Origin of the sequence: Priestia sp. FSL W8-0001 (assembly GCF_038050335.1) — a bacterium.
GTDB lineage: Bacteria > Bacillota > Bacilli > Bacillales > Bacillaceae_H > Priestia > Priestia flexa.
Window position 1 is genome coordinate 1,289,557 of record NZ_JBBPAL010000001.1, and the last position, 20,240, is coordinate 1,309,796.

A 20,240-nucleotide genomic window follows, 5' to 3' on the forward strand; every position below is an offset into this window, starting at 1 on the left:
AAGAGGAATTTTTTTTTCTAAAATTTAAAGGTTGAGAAATCAACGTTGATAACGCTTTCTTTCTTTAGGCTAAAAAAACTTTATAAGAAAAATGTCACTAGTGTCGCATTAAAATAATTCAGCGCTTTATAAAAATCTAAATTTTCAGTAATTTTATCTTTGCATAAAAAAGCCTTTATAATGGTTGGGAGGTACTAAACCATCCAAATCCAAAATAAAGGACAATAAGCATAGATAAGTTTACACGAAAAACATCATTTGAACAATGGTTTTCACCGATTTTCTCCACAAAACTCGAGGAATTGGTTGAAAGCTATCAATTAAATTACTATACAAAGAAGCTACACATTGCGTCATTCTTGAAATTGTTCGTATTCGCTCAGCTCAATGAAACCGAGAGTCTGCGTGCAGTCAGTGAGACATTATTTTCTGACGACCTTCAAAAAGCGACGCATTTAGAAGCGATTAGCTTTTCGCAGCTCGGACGCCGATTAAATCAAGTGCCGACTGAAGTGTTCCAACAGGTATTTTTGGATTTAGTTGCCCAAATTCACGAGAAATCACATTATGAGCAGCGCCGAGAAACGACAACACCACTGAAAATTATCGACTCGAGTACGTTGCCATTGAACTTGAAAAACCATAAGTGGGCTGAATTCCGTAAAACAAAGTCGGGCATCAAGCTTCATTTACGTCTTGTTTACGCAGAAAAAGGCTGTTCCTATCCAGATAAAGCGGTGCTGACAAACGCGAAAGAACATGATCGTGGTCAGCTGGAAGTACTCGTTGACGACAAAGAATGCATGTACGTCTTTGACCGGGGTTACTTGGATTATGAACGATTTGACCGCATGACAGACGATGGGTATTTCTTTGTGTCACGCTTACGAAAAAACGCTGTCATTCGTGTAATCGAGCCATTTAAACTGCCTGAAGACTCGCTTGTGTTTTCAGATGAAATGGTTTTGATTGGTACACCACAAAACCGTGCAGAAAACGCTTTTCGCTTCATCAAAGTGCTCGATTCAAAAGGAAACGAACTGCATCTGATCACGAATCGATTTGATTTAAGCGCTGACGAAATCGCTGAGTTATATAAGTCGCGCTGGGCAATCGAGCTATTTTTTAAATGGCTGAAGCAGCACTTGACTATTAAAAAGTTCTACGCACAAAGCGAACAAGGCGTGCATAATCAGGTGTACATCGCGATGATTGTCTATTGCCTGCATGTACTGGCACAACTGAACACGAATAGTTCGAGAACGTACTTACAAATTAGTCGTTTACTGAAGGCAGCTCCATGGAAATCCGCTCACTTATGGCTACGAAAAATCGCAGGAAAAGCGGTCCCATAAAGGGTTTCCCGCCTCTGTCACACTCGTCAACAGTTATAGTAAAAAAATGGATGTTTACTACCTCTGTTCAAGAGTATTCGTTTTTCTTTATAAAAGGAAAAATAAGAAAACAGAAAATTCGGTTAAAATTTATGCGACGCTAGTGGAAAAATGTCTATTATTGCGACTCTATTTACATATTTAGTAGAATTTGTAATAATGCGTTATAGGCTAATTTTTCTTTTAATAGGAGAGGATCTTGTGTTTGGTTTAAAAAAGCAAAGTAAATCAGAAGCGTTATTTATACAAATTGTGAGGAAAAGACAAAAAATGGTGGAGATTGGTGAAAAAACAGGTTTATCAAGTGAAGAAACGATTACCTGTAGTCAAGAGCTAGATCAACTTTTAACGCTTTATCAAAAACAACTGTTACGTGAGGAAGAAGATCGGACAAGCATTACAGCAACAATCAGTCGCTTTTTGTCTTTTTCAAAATCGTAAAAAAGGGCAGCAAAGCTGTGCTCGAATCTGCCCTATATCTACTTGTACCTTAAAAGAAGTTAATAAGAAAAACCATAAATAATAGGCCCGTGATGAAAGAATACGTTGCAAAGCGTTCATTTCCATCTCCATGACTTTCCGGTATTAGCTCTTTGTAAATGATAAACAACATTGCTCCAGCTGCGAATGCTAATCCATACGACACAAGAGACTCGACAAAATTAGTGAGATAAAAACCAAGTAGTGACGTAATAATTTCTACTGATCCTGTTAATGTTGCAATAAAAAATGCTTTGAACTTACTGATATTTTGCTGCGCTAAAAACAAAGCAACTAATAATCCTTCCGGTGCATTTTGTAATCCGATGGCTAAAGCAATCAGGTTTCCGGTATTTTCTGCATCAGATGCATAGCTTACACCAACTGATAATCCTTCTGGCAAGTTATGTAGCGTAATTGCTGCAATAATTAATAAAGCTTTTTCGTCAAACTGAATCCCTGTTTTAGAATGCTCTAAGTCAATATGAGGTATGTTTTGTTCTAAAATTGTAAGCGTCATGACCCCGAGTAAAAGCCCGATTGCTAACGAATAAAAACTTCCGCTTGCAAGGGATTCAGGAATTAAGCTCATTGTTGAAGCAGCCATCATAATTCCGGCTGTAAACGCGAGCAACACGTCTTTCCAACGGTGCGTTACTGCCTGATTCATAAACAGAATTGGCACAGCACCAAGTCCTGTAGATAGTGCAGAAAGAATACTGCCTATAAGTACGTCTGTCATAACAATCTCCTTTTTCTTCTATCTTTCCACATCATTACTACACTCATTATAATCTTCTTTATTCTTTCGCGAAAGCAGAACTTCTTTCATATTCTCATATGAAAAAAGAGTTTGGGACATAACAAAATGATTGCTTCTAAGAGACGAACAATAGCTGTTCCAATCTTTTTGGTTTGTCTGAATACGTTCGTTCCATTGCGCTACGGCCACTCGCTTTCCGCGGGGAGGAACCTGAGCTTCCTCGCTGCGCTGCGGGATCTCAGTTTTCCCTCTCTTTCCCGCAGGAGTCGAGTGTCCTACGCTCCATTCCACCCTGTTTCCAACATTGTTTTCACAATCAACCAAAAAACCTGAACGATTAAAAGTGAGAAACTCTCAATCGTTCAGGTTTATCATTGGCTGAATTACTTATGTCCCAGCCTCTTTTTTCATTGTTGCTTATTTTGAAAAATAAAGAGAGTGAACTTGTTTTGCAATCTCTTCAATTTTGTTTGACACCTGAGGGATTCCATACCCAACAAACAGCGGAGAGGTTGCAAAGCGAGGAATCACTTTACATGCACTTCGTCCATCATCCAACTGATAAAAAAACAGGTTATAGCTCGTGCAGCTACGATGGAAATGATTAAGCAAATAATGAGTAGCAGCTTGAATATAATCAGCTACTTCTTTATTATGTTCTTCAATATTCGATGTCACAATGTTAAATTCAAAAAATCCCATTCTTGGCTTTGTAGATAAGTTAAACTCGACATCTTTATTTTGTTGAATTGAGATGCCTTCAAAATGTGCATCAGTAATATTTGAGCTTGTATCAAACGTTTTTAATCCAATGATTTGCATATGCGGATGGCGAAGAGAACCACCTGACATGGGTCCGTGATTTTTAAAGAATAAGACGGACTCATATTTTTTACTCTCAATCATCTGTAGCCAGCGAGTAGTGACAAACGAAAACAGTTTATACAAATGCTCTTTTGGATATTCTGATAGTTCTGATTGACATTGATCTGTTTCGATAATCACAGTTTGGTAAGCATTTTGGAGAACTGGGTACTTGTTTTCTAACCAAATAATTGAATCTTCTTTTTCAATAATGCCTGTTAAGGAGTCCACATCACAGAATGGACAAGGATTTTGACGATTTACAATGGTTTCTGGTTTTTGTGAACCAATTGCTGAATTAAAAAATAAATGAGATGGTTTCATAAGCTTCACCTTTTTAATCTAATTATATCTATTGTAGTAGAACAACTAGAAGAAATCTACTGTTTAGCTTGCTTCGTTGACTTTTTAACCAGATTTTAGTATTATCTTGATATCGAGATAAATTAAAAAAGGAACTGATAAAAATGGATTCAACAGTAAATCGAGAAGAATTAGATCAATCTTTAAAATTATTCATTGTTCTATCAAGAGCGAATCGTTCCGTTATGGAGCATGTTCATAAGTTTATTCAACAACACGGTATGAACCCAACTGAATTCGCTGTATTAGAGCTTTTATATCATAAAGGAAAACAGCCTCTTCAGCAAATTGGTGGCAAAATTTTATTAGCAAGCGGTAGCATCACGTATGTTATTGACAAGCTAGAGAAAAAGAGCTTTTTAGAGCGTGTAGCTTGTCCAAATGATCGTCGTGTCACGTATGCGCAAATTACAGAAGCAGGAAAAGAAATGATTGAAAGCATGTTTCCTGATCATGAGAAGCGCATTCATAGTATTTTATCTGTTCTTACAAGTGAAGAGCAAGAAGTAGCCATTTCGCTACTAAAGAAAATTGGACACTATGCAGATGAGTATACGCCGTCTGAATAAAGCAAAAAAGCATCGGTTTGATGCTTTTTTTGTGTGAGAAAATAGCGATTGCGGATTGTTTAAAGGAGATTATGTAATCATCACGAAGTACATAAATGAGCCTATAAAAAGAGAGGGGAAAAAGACGTGACATTTCATCAATATACATATGAAAGACCGGATTTAAATCAGCTGAAAAAAGAGTTTAAACAAAGCATTGGCATTTTAAAAGAAGCTAAAACCATTGAAAAACAGTACGAAGCGATTGAAGAATTAAACGAGTTGCGAACAGATTATAGTACGATGAGCAACTTATGTTATATTCGCCATTCCATTGATACAAACGATGAGTTTTATCAAAACGAACAGGATTATTTTGATGAAATCAACCCTCTGTATGAAGAGCTTATGCATCAATACTACGAAGCGCTTGTTTCATCAAGCTTTCGCGAAGAGCTAGAGGCTGCATTAGGAACGCAGCTATTTGCATTAGCTGAAAACCAATTAAAAACGTTCCATCCGTCTATCATTGAAGATTTACAACAAGAAAACAGACTTTCTTCTCAGTATACGAAGCTTATAGCCTCCGCTAAAATTATGTTTGACGGTGAAGAACGCACTCTTGCTCAGCTGGAGCCTTTCATGCAGTCACCAAACAGAGAAACTAGAAAAAGTGCTGCGACTTCACGCTTTCAATTTTTTAAAGACCATGAAGATGAATTTGATCGGATTTATGATGAGTTAGTTCAAGTACGAACAAAAATGGCAAAAAAGCTGGGGTATAAAAATTTTGTAGAGCTTGGGTATGCACGTATGACTCGTACAGACTATAACGCAGAGATGGTTCAAGCATTTCGCGCGCAAGTCTTAACAGAAATTGTTCCATTAGCAGAAGAACTTAAAAAGAGACAGGCAGATCGTATTGGAGTTGACGAATTACTCTATTATGATGAGTCGTTTGAATTTCAAACAGGCAACGCAACCCCAAAAGGAGATGCAAGCTGGATTATTGAGAAAGGTAAAAAGATGTATAGTGAGCTTTCAGCAGAAACAGATGAATTCTTTGCTTTTATGATGGATAATAATCTTATGGACTTAGTTGCAAAGAAAGGCAAAGCGGGTGGAGGCTACTGTACGTTTTTAGAACGTTATAAAGCACCGTTTATTTTTTCGAATTTTAACGGGACCTCAGGTGATATTGATGTATTAACTCACGAAGCAGGACATGCTTTTCAAGTATATCAAAGCCGAAATATTGGGGTAATGGAATATTATTGGCCAACTTATGAATCAGCTGAAATTCATTCTATGAGCATGGAGTATTTTACGTGGCCGTGGATGGAAAGTTTTTTTAAAGAAGACGCACAAAAGTATAAGTTTACTCATTTAAGCTCAGGCCTTCTTTTTCTACCTTATGGTGTAGCAGTTGATGAGTTTCAGCATGTTGTCTATGAAAACCCAACGCTCACGCCAAAAGAGCGAAAAAATGAATGGAGAAAGCTAGAACATAAATACATGCCTTCTAAAAACTATGATGGGGAAGCTTACCTTGAAAACGGCGGATTTTGGCAAAAGCAATCCCATATTTATAACGATCCATTTTATTATATTGATTACACGCTGGCGCAAATTTGTGCATTTCAATTTTGGAAAAAAGATAATGAAAATCATGAAGAGGCATGGAGAGACTATTTGCACTTATGTAAGCTGGGTGGAAGTAAGTCGTTTACTTCGCTTGTGAAAGAAGCCAATTTGCTTTCTCCTTTTGAAGACGGTTGCGTAAAGTCAGTTGTTGGTGAGATTAAGGCTTATTTAAATAGTATAGATGATCAATCATTGTAAGGAAAAGCGAGCCACTTCAGCTCGCTTTTTGTTACTTTGTAAAGGAAATGAATGAGAAATATAAAGAAATGAGCATAGTGTAAAGAGTTTGTTAGAAGACTGTAAAAACGCTCTTTTTTCCTTTTTTTTGAACTATAATCATCTCAAGAGCCATGTTGATGCACGTACATAGTGGCTCAATTGATTTGAAAGGGGACAGGTACGATGAGTAAAAGTTTCTTAGTCAAATTATTTGGAGCATTTGCAGCAATTACGCTTATGACAGCATGTAGTGCAGAAGAGGGAGAAGACATGACAGATCAAGAACAAACGGAAGATGCGGAAGAAACAACTGGAGAGCCGGCAGAAACACCAGTTGAGGAAGAAGCCGTAGAAGAAGATACAGAAGAGCAAGATCAAGATGCAACAGAAGAGGCAGAGGAACCAGCTGAAGAGGAAACAGACGAATCAACAGATGACCAAGAAGATAATCAATAAAACAAATAGAAAAAAAGCGACTCCCAAGGGAATCGCTTTTTCCTTTTTCATTATTTCAGTTTAGAAGTGACGCGGATTTCTTGCTGTTCATTGACATCAATGAATACCTCGTTGACTTCTTCATCCGTTAGTAAAAGGTCAGTAATTTGGTCTTCAACATGCTCCTGTATAGCGCGACGCAGTGGGCGAGCACCAAATGCCGGGTGGTAGCCAAGAGATGCTAGTGTTTCTTTCGCTTTATCTGTAACTTGTAGGGCGATGTTTTGTTCTTTAAGCGTTTCTTTTAATTCTTGAAGCATAAGCTCAACAATCTTAACCAGATGTTCTTGTTCAAGGTGATTAAATTCAATAATGGCATCGAAACGATTTAAGAATTCAGGCTTAAAGTAAGCAGATAGTGAATCTAAAACAGATGCATGTCTAAGAGCTGCATTTTCAGATTCAAAGCCCACCGTAATTTTCTTTTCTCCCACACCTGCGTTACTTGTCATGATGATTACAGTATCTTTAAAGCTTACTGTACGACCTTGACTATCGGTTAAACGTCCGTCCTCTAAGATTTGTAGGAACATATGCTGAACGTCAGGGTGCGCTTTTTCAATCTCATCTAATAAGATGATTGAATAAGGGTTACGACGTACTTTTTCAGTTAGTTGGCCAGCCTCATCATGACCTACGTATCCTGGAGGTGCGCCAATTAGTTTAGACACCGCGTGTTTCTCCATATACTCACTCATATCAAGACGAATCATCGCATCTTTTGTGCCAAACATTTCCTCTGCTAGAGTTTTTGTAAGCTCTGTCTTACCAACTCCTGTTGGACCAACAAATAAGAAAGATCCAATTGGACGATGCTTAGCTTTTAACCCAGCACGAGAGCGACGAATTGCTTTTGCAACTTTTTCTACAGCTTCGCTTTGACCAATGACTTTGTCGGAAAGGTTTGCTGACAGGTTCTTCATTTTGTGAGCTTCATTTTCTTGAAGTTTCCCAACTGGAATACCCGTTTTCTTTTCAATGATTGCTTGAATATGCTCAACGGTAACTTCAGCTTTATCTTGTTCTTGGTTTAGCTGCTTTTCAAGTTTTGCTTCTTCATCGCGAAGTTTGGCAGCCGCTTCGTACTTTTCTTCTTTTAAAGCTGTTTCTTTTTCCACAGCAATTTCTTTTAGTCGTTTATCGATATCGTCTTTGTTTGAGATACCTGCTTTTAAGTTCATTTTTGAGCCAGCTTCGTCTAATAAGTCAATGGCCTTATCAGGTAAGAAGCGGTCTTGGATGTAGCGATGTGATAAATTTACACAAGCTTTAATTGCATCTTCTGTGAAGTTGACGTTGTGATACGCTTCGTATTTGTTTTGGATGCCTTTTAAAATTTGAACGGCTTCGTCAACAGATGGTTCATGAACCATCACAGGCTGGAAACGACGTTCAAGAGCCGCATCTTTTTCAATAGCGCGGTATTCTTTCAGCGTTGTGGCACCTACGACTTGAAGTTCACCTCGCGCCAACGCTGGTTTTAGGATGTTACTTGCATCCATTGAACCTTCAGCAGAACCCGCTCCAACAAGCAAGTGGATTTCATCAATGAATACGATAACGTTTTTACGTTGTTGTAGTTCGGCGATTAGCTGCTTCATGCGCTCTTCAAACTGACCGCGAATACCCGTGTTTGCTACAAGAGCAGCGACGTCTAGTAAGTATACGTCTTTGTTCATGAGCTTTGAAGGAACGTCGCCTTCTGCAATTTTTAATGCTAAGCCTTCGACAACAGCGGTTTTACCTACACCAGGTTCACCGATTAAAACAGGGTTGTTCTTGTTACGGCGGTTTAAAATTTCAATGACGCGTTCAATTTCTTCGTCACGTCCAATAACAGGATCAATTAGTCCAGCTTTTGCAATTTGTGTTAGGTTGCGACCAAATTCATCTAAGAATCCACCCCCGTTACCTCTTTGCTGAGGAGTAGGCTGCTGAGCTGATTGATTCATGGCTTGTTCATTTGCTAATTGATTGAATAAATCATCGATGTTCATGAAGTGCCCACCTCCAAATCCAGACGGCATTTTACTTTGTTTCATTAATGATTGATAACATGTATGGCATAAACGATATTGTGATTTTTGTTGATTAGCTTGTACGTTTAAATAAATTGTTGCTTCACGTTGTTGACAGTTTTGACACATCATTTAAAAGACCTCCTTAGAATGATTAAATGAATGTAATCATTGATCAATTAGTCAATTTGACTTTGACTATATTTGACCTTTGTGAGTTCATTATACTTTGACCTTTTTTGACTTTCAAGTGTTTTGCTTACATTTTTTTTTTTGGAAGTTATTTCTTATTTTAAGTAGAATATTTTGTGGTTTGTTTATTACCTTTTATATGAGATGTAGTAAGAATGCACGCAACGAGTTGTGATTTCCACTCCGGACTGCTCGCTTTCCACGGGGCTCGCGTTGAACTTCCTCGTTACTTCGTTCCTGCGGGATTTCAAGCTGCCTCGCTGATCCCGTAGGAGTCTCACATCCTCCGTTCCAATCACAGGCTTCTGGAATAGAAGGAACAAGTCCTGCTTCGCTGTCTTTTTGTTTTGAAGGAAGGAGCATACGCAACGAATAATTGTGATTTCCACTCCGGACTGCTCGCTTTCCACGGGGCTCGCGTTGAACTTCCTCGTCACTTCGTTCCTGCGGGATTTCAAGCTGCCTCGCTGATCCCGTAGGAGTCTCACATCCTCCGTTCCAATCACAGGCTTCTGGAATAGAAGGAACAAGTCCTGCTTCGCTGTCTTTTTGTTTTGAAGGAAGGAGCATACGCAACGAATAATTGTGATTTCCACTCCGGACTGCTCGCTTTCCACGGGGCTCGCGTTGAACTTCCTCGTCACTTCGTTCCTGCGGGATTTCAAGCTGTCTCGCTGATCCCGTAGGAGTCTCACATCCTCCGTTCCAATCACCTTTTCCTTTAATAATTATAAATAAGAAGTATAGGTAATGTACCCGGTTAGAATTGGGCAAAACATAGAAAAGAGAGTGGAATTTATTGACGATGTTGTTTTTTGGCGAGAAGCGATTGACAGTAGTAGGAATAACCCATATACTTCAACTATGTTTAGTGCATAAAAGCATAAAAGCGTTTAAGTGAAAAAGAGATTGAGGGGAACAAGTTAATGAAAAAAGAGATAACATTTGGACAGTCAATTGGGATTGTCGTTGTTTTATTAGGACTTATTTTTGCATCATTATTTTTATTAGGTTTAGCACCACATGTTCCATTGCTTATTAGCATTGTAGCGCTTTGTACCATTGGAGCACTTATGGGTGGTAAGTGGAAAACTTTTGAACATGGCATTGTAGAAGGGATTAAAGTAGGGGTTAAGCCAATTTTAATTCTTATGCTTGTTGGTGTATTAATTGCTGCCTGGATGGTGGGCGGAACGATTCCAACTATTTTATCGTATGGATTCAATTGGATTTCACCGCGATATTTCTTAATTAGCGTACTTTTAATCACAATTTTAGTATCGAGCTTTACGGGAAGTACATTTACAACGATTAGCACGGTTGGAGTAGCTTTATTTGGAATTGGAACGGCTATTGGGGTGAATCCAGGCCTAGCTGCAGGAATCATTGTGTCAGGAGCAGTGTTTGGTGATAAGATGTCTCCTTTATCCGACACAACTAACTTTGCTTCAGGGATTGTTGGCGTTTCTCTAAGTGATCACATTCGCCATATGTTGTGGACCACGTTACCAAGTATTATTGTAACGGCTGTAATTGCATTGGTCATTGGCATAAGCACACATCGAACAGGTGTAAACTATGGAGATATTGAAGCTGTACAAAGTGCATTAGGTGATACGTTTAACCTTAATCTTCTAACACTTTTGTCACCGCTTGTTGTGTTAATTCTATCGATTAAACGATTTGATGTACTCCCTACGTTGGTAATTGGAATTATCATCGCCGTAATAACAGGGGTATTATTACAGCCAACTGTTACATTAGGAAGCATGCTTGGGGCTCTTCAAAGCGGTGGTCAAATTGATTCAGGAAATGAAATTGTAAATGCTATTGTCACAAAAGGCGGACTGGACTCCATGATGTTTTCAGTGTCCCTTGTCATTATTGCGCTAGCTCTTGGTGGGTTGATGCGTGAACTTGGTGTTGTTCAAGCTTTAATTGAAGGATTAGCTAAGCAAGTGCGAAGAAGTGGCGATGTAGTGTTTTCGACAGTTCTTTCATCTATTGGTGTTAACGTTATAACAGGCGAGCAGTATTTATCTATTTTATTACCTGGGCAAACATTCAAGCCTCTTTACGTGAAGTGGAACTTGCAGGAGAAAAACTTATCTCGTACGTTAGAAGATGGAGGAACAGTTATTAACCCATTAATTCCGTGGGGAGTAAGTGGAGCTTTCATTTCACAAACACTTGGTGTTCCGGTTGTCGATTATTTACCTTTTGCATTTTTCTGTCTGCTATGTCCAATATTTGCTGTAATTTTGGGCTACACAGGACTTGGTATTGCTAAACAAAAATAACTTATGGTCTAAAAAGCTTTGAATTCTTAATTACTTATTAAGAATTCAAAGCTTTTTATTGTACCAATCATGTTTAATATTTGCTGTTAGAGGTAATGTGAGTAGAAGCTCTAATCTTTCTCTTCCAAAAAAGAGAAAGTAGTAATACAATAAACCATAACGTTTAGTTGAAGAGCTATTTGTGAAGGGTTCCACAAAAATCCTTTTTAGCAAACATTTAAAAAGGGTAGAGCAAAAAGAAACGGCTCATCATAAAAAGAGATAAAAGTTAGTAATTGAGGAGAGGATTCTGTTTGAAAAAGTGGGGGTTCATTGTACTACTTACCATCGTTGTACTTGGCGTAACCGCTGTTTTTTATCGAGCGGAAAGCGGCGATGTTAATAAAGAGAAAGTGCATTTATTTTCACCTTATGCTAGTAGTGTTGATATATATCAAATCACATATCCAAGCGATGGGTTGCAGGTTAAAGGTTTTTTATTACAGCCAAAAGACATTGTGGATAAAAAATATCCACTGCTAGTTTATAATCGTGGCGGGAACCGTGAGCACGGTATGATTCGAGATAAAACGCTGCGCTACTTATCATCATGGGCGGATAAAGGCTATGTTGTGGTTACAACCCAATATCGTGGTAATGGTGGAAGCGAAGGAGTAGAAACATACGGCGGGGACGATATTCATGATGTCCTTAACCTCATTAAATGGGGAGAACAGTTGCCTTATGTAAACCCTGAACAAAAAGTAGCGTTTGGATATTCTCGCGGTGGAATGATGACGTATTTAACCATGAAAAATGGCATATCCTTTGATGCGGTGGTTGTTCAATCCGGAATTACGGATATGTTTCAGTTCTACGACCAACGGGGTTCTGAAATGAAGCAAGTGCTAAGAGATATTGTTGGAGATCCTAAGGTGTATCCTGAACGATATAAAAGTCGATCGGTTGTGTATTGGAGCGATAAGGTAAATTCGCCGCTTCTTATTTTACAAGGAGATCACGATAAAAAGGTACATCATACGCAAGCAGAAAAGCTAGTTGCGCAGCTTGAAGAACAAAACAAAGAGTATAAATATGTCTTATACAAAGGCGGAGATCACCCACTAAGTAACTATTATAATCAGTATAATGCTGAGATTGACAAGTGGTTTCAACGGCATTTGGTTGAATAAAAGTGGCAAGCATATTCGTCCGTTTTTCGCACATCCTAGAAAGGAACACTATAGAAAAGGATGATGAACGATGACACAATCAAAAAGACAGCAAGAGCGTCAATGGAATGTGCGTAAACAGTCGCAAAATCCAGCTCATGGCAAAGTAAAGTCATTTGAAGAATTAGCAGAAGAAATTACGCCAAAAAATAAAAATAAATAATAAAAACCCCTCTAATCGAGGGGCTTTTTGTTTGTTTAGATTAAGGGTTAGTAGACCACATACCAGCTGATTTAATAAAGATACGAGGGTGTAGCTTCAGCTGTGCTACCATGATTTCCGCTAAATCTTCAGGTTGCATTACCTTTTCAGGATTACCGTCTGTTAGGTTTTCCTTATAAGCAAGCTCTGTAGCAACTGTACTTGGTGTTAAAGCAGTTACGCGAATATTGTGTTTGCGTACTTCAAGAGCAAGCGATTCTGTCAGACCTAATAAACCAAATTTTGAAGCACTGTATGCACTTGTTACAGGAGCTCCTTTTTGTCCAGCAGTAGAGGAGATATTAATGATATCTCCACCGTTTTTCTCAATCATTTGTGGTAAAACAGCTCTTGTAACGTAATAGACACCCATTAAGTTAATATCAATGATCTGCTTCCATTCTTCGGGAGATAGTTCTAAAAAGCCTCCGAATTTTCCGATGCCGGCATTGTTGATTAAAATGTCTGCTTTACCTAGTTGGTTATATAAGTAATCAACGGCTTTATTTACTTCTTCCATTGAAGATACGTCTGCTGTAGCATAAGCAACTTTTACACCCAATGCTTCGACTTCTTGTGCAACGGCTTGTAAATCAGCTTCTGTACGTGCTAGTAAGCCAAGGTTGACACCTTCTTTTGCTAAATCAAGCGCTGTTGCTCGGCCAATACCTTTACCAGCACCAGTAATGATGGCTACTTTTCCTTGTAATGATTGTCCCATCTTTCGTCACTCCTTCTTAATTAAACTATCGTTATTGCTAAAATCAGTTTGCAAATCATGCTAAATGAGTAGCTGAATAAATTAGCAATCCATCTAATCCTACAAAATGTAGAGAACCATTGTCAAAGCTCTTGCTCTATAAGGCGGTTAAAAATACCAAGATAACTGAATAAATTTCCTGCATAGATAGAAACTATAAGGACTTGAAGAGGAACGCTGTGCCGTTTGGAAAATGGAGGATGACGTATGCGAATAAAAAAACTATCAGAATTAAAAAATCGATCTAAAAAGCCTAAAGAAAATGAATCACAACCAATAGCTGAACCTTCATCTTCCGATACTGAACTGTTAAAAAGCGTAAAAGATAACTTGAATGCGGTGAAAGCAGAGCTTGGAGATAGTGCTGATTTGGTTTGCCGCGAGTTTGCCATTTCAGTTCAAGAGAAATTTCGATTAGGGCTTATCTATATTGATGGATTGGCGAGTGAGGATAGCGTACAAGAGTTTATCATGGAATCAATCATGCATAATCATACGAAACAGCTCGTTCATGATGATGGTGCTGTGAACATGTTTGAGCTCATTAAAAATTACAGCTTAGCAATTGGGGAAATTAAAGAGGTGACTCTTTTAGATGACGTCATCTTACATGTTTTATCAGGTGATACGGCTCTATTTATAGAAGGTTATCAAACGTGTATCATTGCTAGTACAAGAGGGTGGGGAGAAAGAGCGATTTCAGAACCACAGGCTCAAATAGTAGTGCGTGGACCAAGAGATAGCTTTACTGAAACGCTGCGCACCAATACGGCACTGGTAAGAAGACGGATTAAATCTCCTAATTTACGAATGGAGTCTCAGAAAATCGGTAAAGTAACGCAAACAGACGTAGCGATTATGTATGTAAAAGGAATAGCTGATAAGCAAGTGGTGAAAGAAGTAAAGTCCCGGCTTTCTAAAATTGATATTGACGGCATATTAGAGAGCGGATACATTGAAGAGCTTATTCAGGATGAAGATTATACTCCTTTTCCAACAATTTATAACACAGAGAGACCTGACTCAGTATCAGCAGGTCTTTTAGAAGGTCGAGTAGCAATCTTTGTAGACGGAACGCCGTTTGTGCTATTAGTCCCGGCTTTGTTTATTCAATTCTTTCAAGCTGCTGAAGATTATTATCAGCGTGCAGATATTAGTACACTCATTCGTATTATTCGATACGTCGCATTTTTCTTAGCTTTATTAACGCCGTCAGCTTATGTTGCGCTTACCACTTTTCATCAAGAAATGCTGCCGTTTGGTTTGCTTGTTAGCATTGCAGCTCAGCGTGAAGGTGTCCCTTTTCCAGCCGTAATTGAAGCATTGATTATGGAAGTGGTCTTTGAAATTTTGCGTGAGGCAGGAATTCGATTGCCAAGAGCCGTAGGTTCTGCTATTTCGATTGTAGGAGCGCTCGTATTAGGGGAGGCCGCGGTACAGGCGGGGTTGGTCTCACCAGCGATGGTCATTGTTGTATCCATAACTGCCATCAGTAACTTTGTATCGCCGGCTTACGATATGGCGATTGCTGTAAGGATGCTTCGCTTTGCCTTGATGTTTTTAGCAGCAACATTTGGATTGTTTGGAATTATTTTAGGACTTATTTTAATGATTCTACATCTGTGCAGTTTACGTTCATTTGGTATTCCATATATGACACCAATGGCTCCATTTGTAAGTAGTGACCAAAAAGATGCGCTCATTCGTCGTTCGTTAAAGAAAATGAATACGAGACCGAAGCTTATTAACGAACAAAACGTTGTACGTGAACGGTCAAATGATGAGAATTAGCTTTTATAAAGGTGGAATAAGCATGAAACGAATCGTACTTGTATTATGCATATGTCTACTCCCACTATCAGGCTGTTGGAGTAGTCGAGAGCTAAATGAATTGGCCATCACCGTAGCGGTAGGTATTGACGAAGTAAAAGATGGAATTGAGTTAACGGTTCAAATTATTAACCCGAGCGATATTCAAGCCCAAACGCCGTCGAATGGTCCCTCGGTTACTACGTACTCGATTGAAGCAGATTCTGTCATGGAAGCTCTTCGGAAAATGACAATTGAATCACCTAGAAAAATATACTTATCTCATTTACGGATGCTTGTTCTTAGTGAAGGAATTGCAAAAAGCGGAATTGCTGAAGTGTTAGATTTTTTCGCGCGAGATCATGAGGTGCGAACCGATTATTTTGTTGTGGTAGCAAAAAATTCACGCGCTTCATCCGTTTTAAATGTCTTGACAACCATTGAAAAAATTCCAGCCAATTATATGTTTTCTGCATTGGATACGTCACAAAAAGTTTGGGCGCCTACGCGAGGTGTAAAGCTGAATGAGCTTATTAGTAACTTAACGAGTCAAGGCAAACATCCTGTGTTAACCGCTGTTCTTGTAAAAGGTAACCACAAAAAGGGCGGAGATATGGCAAATGTCCAGCGAGTTAATCAAAATACCATTCTAAAATTTAAAGGTCTTGGCATTTTTAAAGGAGATGAACTTGTTGGGTGGTTTAATGAAAGTGAAAGTAAAGGATATAACTATGTTACCGGAAATGTAAAAAGTACGGTCGTTGTTATTCCGTGTGAAAAAAAAGAAAAATCCCATGACATTATTGGAGTTGAGATGCTGCGAACAAGTACGGATATTAAAAGCCGTATGAAAGATGGAAAGCCTGTTATTGATGTGAACTTAAAGGGAGAAGCAAACATCGCTGACGTAGAGTGCCAGGTTAACTTGCAGGACCCTGCTATGATTACTGAACTAGAGAAAAAAGCGGAACATGATGTGCAAGATAAAATGCGAAGAGCAATTAAGAGAGCACAAAACGAATATCAAAGTGATGTCTTTGGGTTTGGAGAAGTTTTTTACCGCCAAAACGTAAAGGACTGGAACAAGATGAAAAATCGCTGGGATGAAATCTTTGCGACAGATCTAGAAGTGAACTTAAAAGTAGATGTGCAAATCCGTCGACTTGGAACGTTGAATAACTCATACATGAAAGAGATGCAGGATTAGTGCAACATGGAAAACTTACTGCTGTTTTTAGGGGTATTCAGCTTTTTAGCATATAAGGCAATCCGCCTTCTTTATCAACAAAAACAGATAAAAGAAATCGTAATATACAGCAGCTTTTCTACTACAAGAGTGGTAATGTGGATAGTGGTTATTTTTCGAATAACCATTCCAACTCCGCTGTATGCCCTTGAGTTTTGGATGCAGTCCATCATTGATATCTTTTCTTCATTTTATTCGGTGTAGGTGTTCAATATGAGCCAAAAAGAAGTGATAAGTGGGAAACAGTTCTTTACATTAACCCACGTATTCTCCATTGGAAGTGCAATCTTAGTTGTATCTACTTTATTATTAGCTGTGGCAAAGAACATCGCTTGGATTTGTGCAATAATTGGAACAGGAAGTGGGTTAGTATTTGCGAGGCTTTTATTATGGTTAATCAAAAAATACCCTCAATCGACGCTAATTGATATAGCAAAGAAGTCTTGTGGCAAGTATGACCGAAAATCGGTAACTACCTAGTGAGGAAAGGAGAGGAAAGGAATGCATCCACGCTTAGTAATAAGCAATTTTCAACTATTCTCAATGATGCTGCTGTTCTTATTTGGAAGTGCGACCATTGTGAGTATTGGACAGGAAGCACGTCAATCCGCATGGATTGCCGTTTTAGTAGGGATGTTAATGTACCTGCCTTTCTTTGCTCTTTTTACACTTTTATATAAAAGGCATCCAGAAGAAACGTTTCCAACAATATTAAAAATTGCTTTTGGAAAGCTAGTTGGCAAAATTATTTGCATGCTGTACGTGCTATATTTTATTTACATTGGTGCGCGTGTTCTAAGAGACTTTTGTGAGCTGTTATTGTTAACATCAATGAAGGATACGCCTCTAGTTATTGTGGGCGGGGTTATGACGCTAGTTATTGCGTATGCATGCTTTTTAGAAGTTGAGCCAATCGCAAGAGCGAGTGTGTTATTGTTAGTTGTTTTTGTTGGCTTCATTGTGTTAGGTTTTTTCTTACTGTTCTTTTTTGATGTTATGAACCCAGATCGTATGCACCCCATTTTAGCTGAAGGAATCGGTTCAATTTTTAGAGCGGTGTTTCCGCTTATTTTGACGTTTCCATTTGGAGAAATGGTTGTTTTCTTAATGTTTAACCAGTTTATAAAAGGAGAAAAGTCTCTTAGAAAGATGGGAACGCGTGCCGTGGTGATAGGAGGCGTTATGCTTAGTATGCTAAGTTTAATTAGCTTAACTACACTCGGAGAGCACTTGGTAGGATCATCGACAATCCCCCTACTTGTAACCGTACAGCAAGTGAATATTGGAGATATTATTCAGCGGATGGATATGCTAGCCATTAGTGTTCTTATTATTGGCGGTTTTGCTAAAGTAACGATTTTCGCATATGCAGCTATTTTAGGGATAAAAGATATTTATCAAACCGGGAGTCACAAGCTATCACTCCTTTTGGTTACGGTATCCATTCTGACTACGACTATTTTTATGTCGGATAATGCTGTTAAACATTTAGAGATAGGTTTGAAAATTGTACCAGTTTGGATTCACATTCCCATGCAGTTTGTCATTCCAATCGTAGCGCTGGTGATGATTCAATTGAAAAGTAGGAAGAAAAGTAGAAGTACATAGTAATTTTAAATGGAGTATGATATAGTTAAAAGCGAAAATTGAAAGAAGAAATGCCGTGCTCTATGTGCGGGAGAGGTTCGTAAACTCCCTCTATAAAAAACTAAGATCATCAGTGAGATGACAAATGGCGCCGATTTTAGGGGCTTTTTTCCTGTTTCTTTTTTAATATAAGAAAGGGATTCTTAGTTAAGGGAGATTGCAAACGAAGCAATCTCTTTTTTTATATGATCTAAACAACGGAATGTTTTCTTCTTTGACTTTATAAAGGAAAAGGAGACAAAAAAATGAAAAACGAAAAAGCAATTGTTGTATTTAGCGGTGGACAAGATAGTACGACTTGTTTATTTTGGGCGCTAAAAAATTTTAAAGAAGTGGAAACCGTTACGTTCGGCTACGGTCAGCGTCATAGTAAAGAGATTGAGGTTGCTGAAGCCATTGCAAAAGATCTTGGTGTGAAGCACACAATTTTAGATATGTCGTTGTTAAGCCAACTAGCGCCTAACGCACTAACAAGAGATGATATTGACATTAGCCAAGAGGAAGGGGAGCTACCGACAACGTTTGTGGACGGACGCAACCTTCTCTTTTTATCATTTGCGGCTGTATTAGCTAAAAATAGCGGTGCACGTCATTTAGTAACAGGTGTATGCGAAACAGATTTCTCAGGGTACCCAGACTGCAGAGATGTGTTTGTTAAATCGCTAAACGTAACGTTGAATTTATCAATGGATTTTGAATTTGTCATTCACACACCATTAATGTGGATTGATAAAGCAGAGACATGGGGACTAGCCGATGAATTAGGTGCGCTTGATTATGTGCGTGAACATACGTTAACTTGCTATAACGGTATTATTGCAGACGGGTGCGGAGAGTGTCCTGCATGTAAACTTCGCAAGAGAGGTCTAGAACAATATCTTGACACGAAACAAGGAGGGGAACAGTAATGCTTCAGCAAATTTACCCACAGGTAGCACATCCTTATTCGTACGAATTAAATAAAGACATGAACTTTGCCGCTGCGCATTTTGTTCCTCATGAGTCAGCAGGAAAATGTCAGCAGGTTCATGGCCATACGTATTTTGTGAATCTAACTATTGCAGGTGATGAATTAGATTCATCAGGCTTTTTAGTTAACTTTGCTACGTTGAAAAAGATTGTGTCTGGTCAGTTCGACCATACGCTTTTAAATGATCATAAGCATTTATTTAATGAAGAGGATGCGAATGATTTCCCAACATCTGAAGTGATTGCTCGGAAAATTTATGAACTTGTACAAGCTCACTTAGATGAACTTGAAAATAAGCCAGCATGCGTGCAAGTGTTTGTTCGTGAAACTCCTACAAGCTATGTTGTATATCGTCCAAAGAAGGTGAAGCGAGATGAATAATAAGGTTCCTGTTCTCGAAATATTTGGTCCAACGATTCAAGGAGAAGGAATGGTTGTGGGCCGAAAAACAATGTTTGTGCGCACAGCTGGCTGTGATTACTCATGCAGTTGGTGTGATTCGGCATTTACTTGGGATGGGTCAGCGAAAAGTGACATCCGTCAATTGACGGACGAAGAGGTCTGGCATGAATTGCAAACCTTAGGAGGAGACCGCTTTGACCATGTAACTATTTCAGGCGGGAATCCAGCGCTGTTGAAATCTTTAGATAAACTAATTGATCGCTTGCATGATCATCAAAAGCAAGTCGCGCTTGAAACTCAGGGAAGTCGCTTTCAAGAGTGGTTTTATAAAATTGATGATTTAACTCTTTCACCCAAGCCACCAAGCTCGGGAATGAAGACAAATTACGAAGTGTTGGATGATATTGTTGAACGCTTGCAAAACAATGGACGTAGTCAACATATTAGCATTAAAGTGGTTGTGTTTGATGAAACGGATTTCGATTATGCAAAACACATTCATCAGCGCTATCCATCAGTGCCATTCTTTGTTCAAGTAGGAAATGATGATTTGACAACAACGGATGACGAGGCGTTAACTCGTAAATTATTAGGGAAGTATGAGTGGCTAATTGATCTTGTTGTAGCTACAACAGATATGAATAATGTACGCGTGTTGCCGCAGGTTCATGCACTTGTATGGGGAAATAAAAGAGGCGTGTAAGCGTTCTTTA

General features: G+C 38.7%; 21 protein-coding genes and 1 riboswitch. Of the genes, 16 read left to right on the forward strand and 5 right to left on the reverse strand.

All coding sequences use genetic code 11. The features are described 5' to 3' along the window. The first annotated feature begins 230 nt into the window (after window positions 1-230). Both MKZ18_RS06830 and MKZ18_RS06835 read left to right on the forward strand, forming a co-directional pair. Complete coding sequence (locus MKZ18_RS06830; RefSeq protein ID WP_340842986.1) at window positions 231-1,355, forward strand: IS4-like element IS4Bsu1 family transposase; 1,125 nt, start codon at window positions 231-233, stop codon at window positions 1,353-1,355. A gap of 240 nt (window positions 1,356-1,595) precedes the next feature. Beyond that, window positions 1,596-1,835 carry an aspartyl-phosphate phosphatase Spo0E family protein gene (locus MKZ18_RS06835; RefSeq protein WP_061785072.1) on the forward strand — a complete coding sequence of 80 codons (240 nt, stop codon included), beginning with the start codon at window positions 1,596-1,598 and terminating at the stop codon, window positions 1,833-1,835. 49 nt (window positions 1,836-1,884) lie between these two features. Here the strand turns inward: MKZ18_RS06835 and MKZ18_RS06840 are convergent, their stop codons facing one another. After that, window positions 1,885-2,616, reverse strand: coding sequence for a ZIP family metal transporter (locus MKZ18_RS06840; RefSeq protein ID WP_061785071.1), 732 nt, complete (start codon window positions 2,614-2,616; stop codon window positions 1,885-1,887). A gap of 438 nt (window positions 2,617-3,054) precedes the next feature. Continuing rightward, entirely contained in the window at window positions 3,055-3,825 is a 771-nt protein-coding gene (locus tag MKZ18_RS06845; protein WP_061786600.1) for a DUF4931 domain-containing protein, read from the reverse strand. Between the two features lie 143 nt (window positions 3,826-3,968). Between MKZ18_RS06845 and MKZ18_RS06850 the strand changes: the two genes are divergently transcribed. From MKZ18_RS06850 to MKZ18_RS06860, 3 genes are all read left to right on the forward strand, one after another. Continuing rightward, window positions 3,969-4,433 (forward strand): MarR family winged helix-turn-helix transcriptional regulator, encoded by a 465-nt coding sequence (locus MKZ18_RS06850; protein ID WP_025908405.1) that lies wholly within the window; start codon window positions 3,969-3,971, stop codon window positions 4,431-4,433. A gap of 126 nt (window positions 4,434-4,559) precedes the next feature. Further along, the gene (locus MKZ18_RS06855) at window positions 4,560-6,254 is read left to right on the forward strand and encodes a M3 family oligoendopeptidase (RefSeq protein ID WP_025908406.1); all 1,695 of its coding nucleotides are present in this window, start codon (window positions 4,560-4,562) and stop codon (window positions 6,252-6,254) included. 204 nt (window positions 6,255-6,458) lie between these two features. Then, window positions 6,459-6,731 (forward strand): hypothetical protein, encoded by a 273-nt coding sequence (locus tag MKZ18_RS06860; RefSeq protein WP_025908407.1) that lies wholly within the window; start codon window positions 6,459-6,461, stop codon window positions 6,729-6,731. A 50-nt stretch (window positions 6,732-6,781) separates the two neighbouring features. Here the strand turns inward: MKZ18_RS06860 and MKZ18_RS06865 are convergent, their stop codons facing one another. After that, a complete protein-coding gene (locus tag MKZ18_RS06865) occupies window positions 6,782-8,920 on the reverse strand; it encodes an ATP-dependent Clp protease ATP-binding subunit (protein WP_025908408.1) in 2,139 nt (712 codons plus the stop codon). A 195-nt stretch (window positions 8,921-9,115) separates the two neighbouring features. Next, window positions 9,116-9,556, reverse strand: a complete 441-nt coding sequence (locus MKZ18_RS06870; RefSeq protein ID WP_340842654.1) for a hypothetical protein — start codon at window positions 9,554-9,556, stop codon at window positions 9,116-9,118. Window positions 9,557-9,906: 350 nt separating this feature from the next. Here MKZ18_RS06870 and nhaC point away from each other — a divergent pair, with 350 nt between their 5' ends. From nhaC to MKZ18_RS06885, 3 genes are all read left to right on the forward strand, one after another. Then, window positions 9,907-11,280 carry a Na+/H+ antiporter NhaC gene (nhaC, locus tag MKZ18_RS06875; RefSeq protein WP_144593629.1) on the forward strand — a complete coding sequence of 458 codons (1,374 nt, stop codon included), beginning with the start codon at window positions 9,907-9,909 and terminating at the stop codon, window positions 11,278-11,280. A 293-nt stretch (window positions 11,281-11,573) separates the two neighbouring features. Further along, window positions 11,574-12,452 (forward strand): alpha/beta hydrolase family protein, encoded by an 879-nt coding sequence (locus tag MKZ18_RS06880; RefSeq protein WP_061786150.1) that lies wholly within the window; start codon window positions 11,574-11,576, stop codon window positions 12,450-12,452. Window positions 12,453-12,522: 70 nt separating this feature from the next. Then, a complete protein-coding gene (locus MKZ18_RS06885; RefSeq protein WP_220387661.1) occupies window positions 12,523-12,654 on the forward strand; it encodes a DUF6254 family protein in 132 nt (43 codons plus the stop codon). A 40-nt stretch (window positions 12,655-12,694) separates the two neighbouring features. On the opposite strand, the gene MKZ18_RS06890 is transcribed toward MKZ18_RS06885, so the two are convergent. Next, window positions 12,695-13,414, reverse strand: a complete 720-nt coding sequence (locus tag MKZ18_RS06890; RefSeq protein ID WP_061786151.1) for a 3-ketoacyl-ACP reductase — start codon at window positions 13,412-13,414, stop codon at window positions 12,695-12,697. A gap of 246 nt (window positions 13,415-13,660) precedes the next feature. On the opposite strand from MKZ18_RS06890, the gene MKZ18_RS06895 reads away from it, so the two are divergent. The 8 genes from MKZ18_RS06895 (at window position 13,661) to queE (ending at window position 20,230) form a co-directional block, all read left to right on the forward strand. Next, entirely contained in the window at window positions 13,661-15,244 is a 1,584-nt protein-coding gene (locus tag MKZ18_RS06895; protein ID WP_144593628.1) for a spore germination protein, read from the forward strand. A 22-nt stretch (window positions 15,245-15,266) separates the two neighbouring features. Further along, on the forward strand, window positions 15,267-16,469 hold the full coding sequence (locus MKZ18_RS06900) for a Ger(x)C family spore germination protein (RefSeq protein ID WP_144593627.1): 1,203 nt from the start codon (window positions 15,267-15,269) through the stop codon (window positions 16,467-16,469). Window positions 16,470-16,475: 6 nt separating this feature from the next. After that, the gene (locus tag MKZ18_RS06905; protein WP_144593626.1) at window positions 16,476-16,712 is read left to right on the forward strand and encodes a hypothetical protein; all 237 of its coding nucleotides are present in this window, start codon (window positions 16,476-16,478) and stop codon (window positions 16,710-16,712) included. Between the two features lie 9 nt (window positions 16,713-16,721). Next, on the forward strand, window positions 16,722-16,988 hold the full coding sequence (locus tag MKZ18_RS06910) for a GerAB/ArcD/ProY family transporter (RefSeq protein ID WP_076513052.1): 267 nt from the start codon (window positions 16,722-16,724) through the stop codon (window positions 16,986-16,988). A gap of 21 nt (window positions 16,989-17,009) precedes the next feature. After that, complete coding sequence (locus MKZ18_RS06915; RefSeq protein WP_341344519.1) at window positions 17,010-18,116, forward strand: GerAB/ArcD/ProY family transporter; 1,107 nt, start codon at window positions 17,010-17,012, stop codon at window positions 18,114-18,116. A gap of 66 nt (window positions 18,117-18,182) precedes the next feature. Continuing rightward, window positions 18,183-18,226: riboswitch (PreQ1 riboswitch) on the forward strand. A 174-nt stretch (window positions 18,227-18,400) separates the two neighbouring features. Further along, window positions 18,401-19,063 (forward strand): 7-cyano-7-deazaguanine synthase QueC, encoded by a 663-nt coding sequence (queC, locus tag MKZ18_RS06920; protein ID WP_025908416.1) that lies wholly within the window; start codon window positions 18,401-18,403, stop codon window positions 19,061-19,063. Next, complete coding sequence (queD, locus tag MKZ18_RS06925; protein WP_144593624.1) at window positions 19,063-19,506, forward strand: 6-carboxytetrahydropterin synthase QueD; 444 nt, start codon at window positions 19,063-19,065, stop codon at window positions 19,504-19,506. Before queC ends, queD begins: the two co-directional genes overlap by 1 nt. After that, window positions 19,499-20,230 (forward strand): 7-carboxy-7-deazaguanine synthase QueE, encoded by a 732-nt coding sequence (queE, locus tag MKZ18_RS06930; RefSeq protein WP_061786158.1) that lies wholly within the window; start codon window positions 19,499-19,501, stop codon window positions 20,228-20,230. The genes queD and queE overlap by 8 nt, the downstream gene beginning before the upstream one ends. Window positions 20,231-20,240 lie beyond the last annotated feature (10 nt).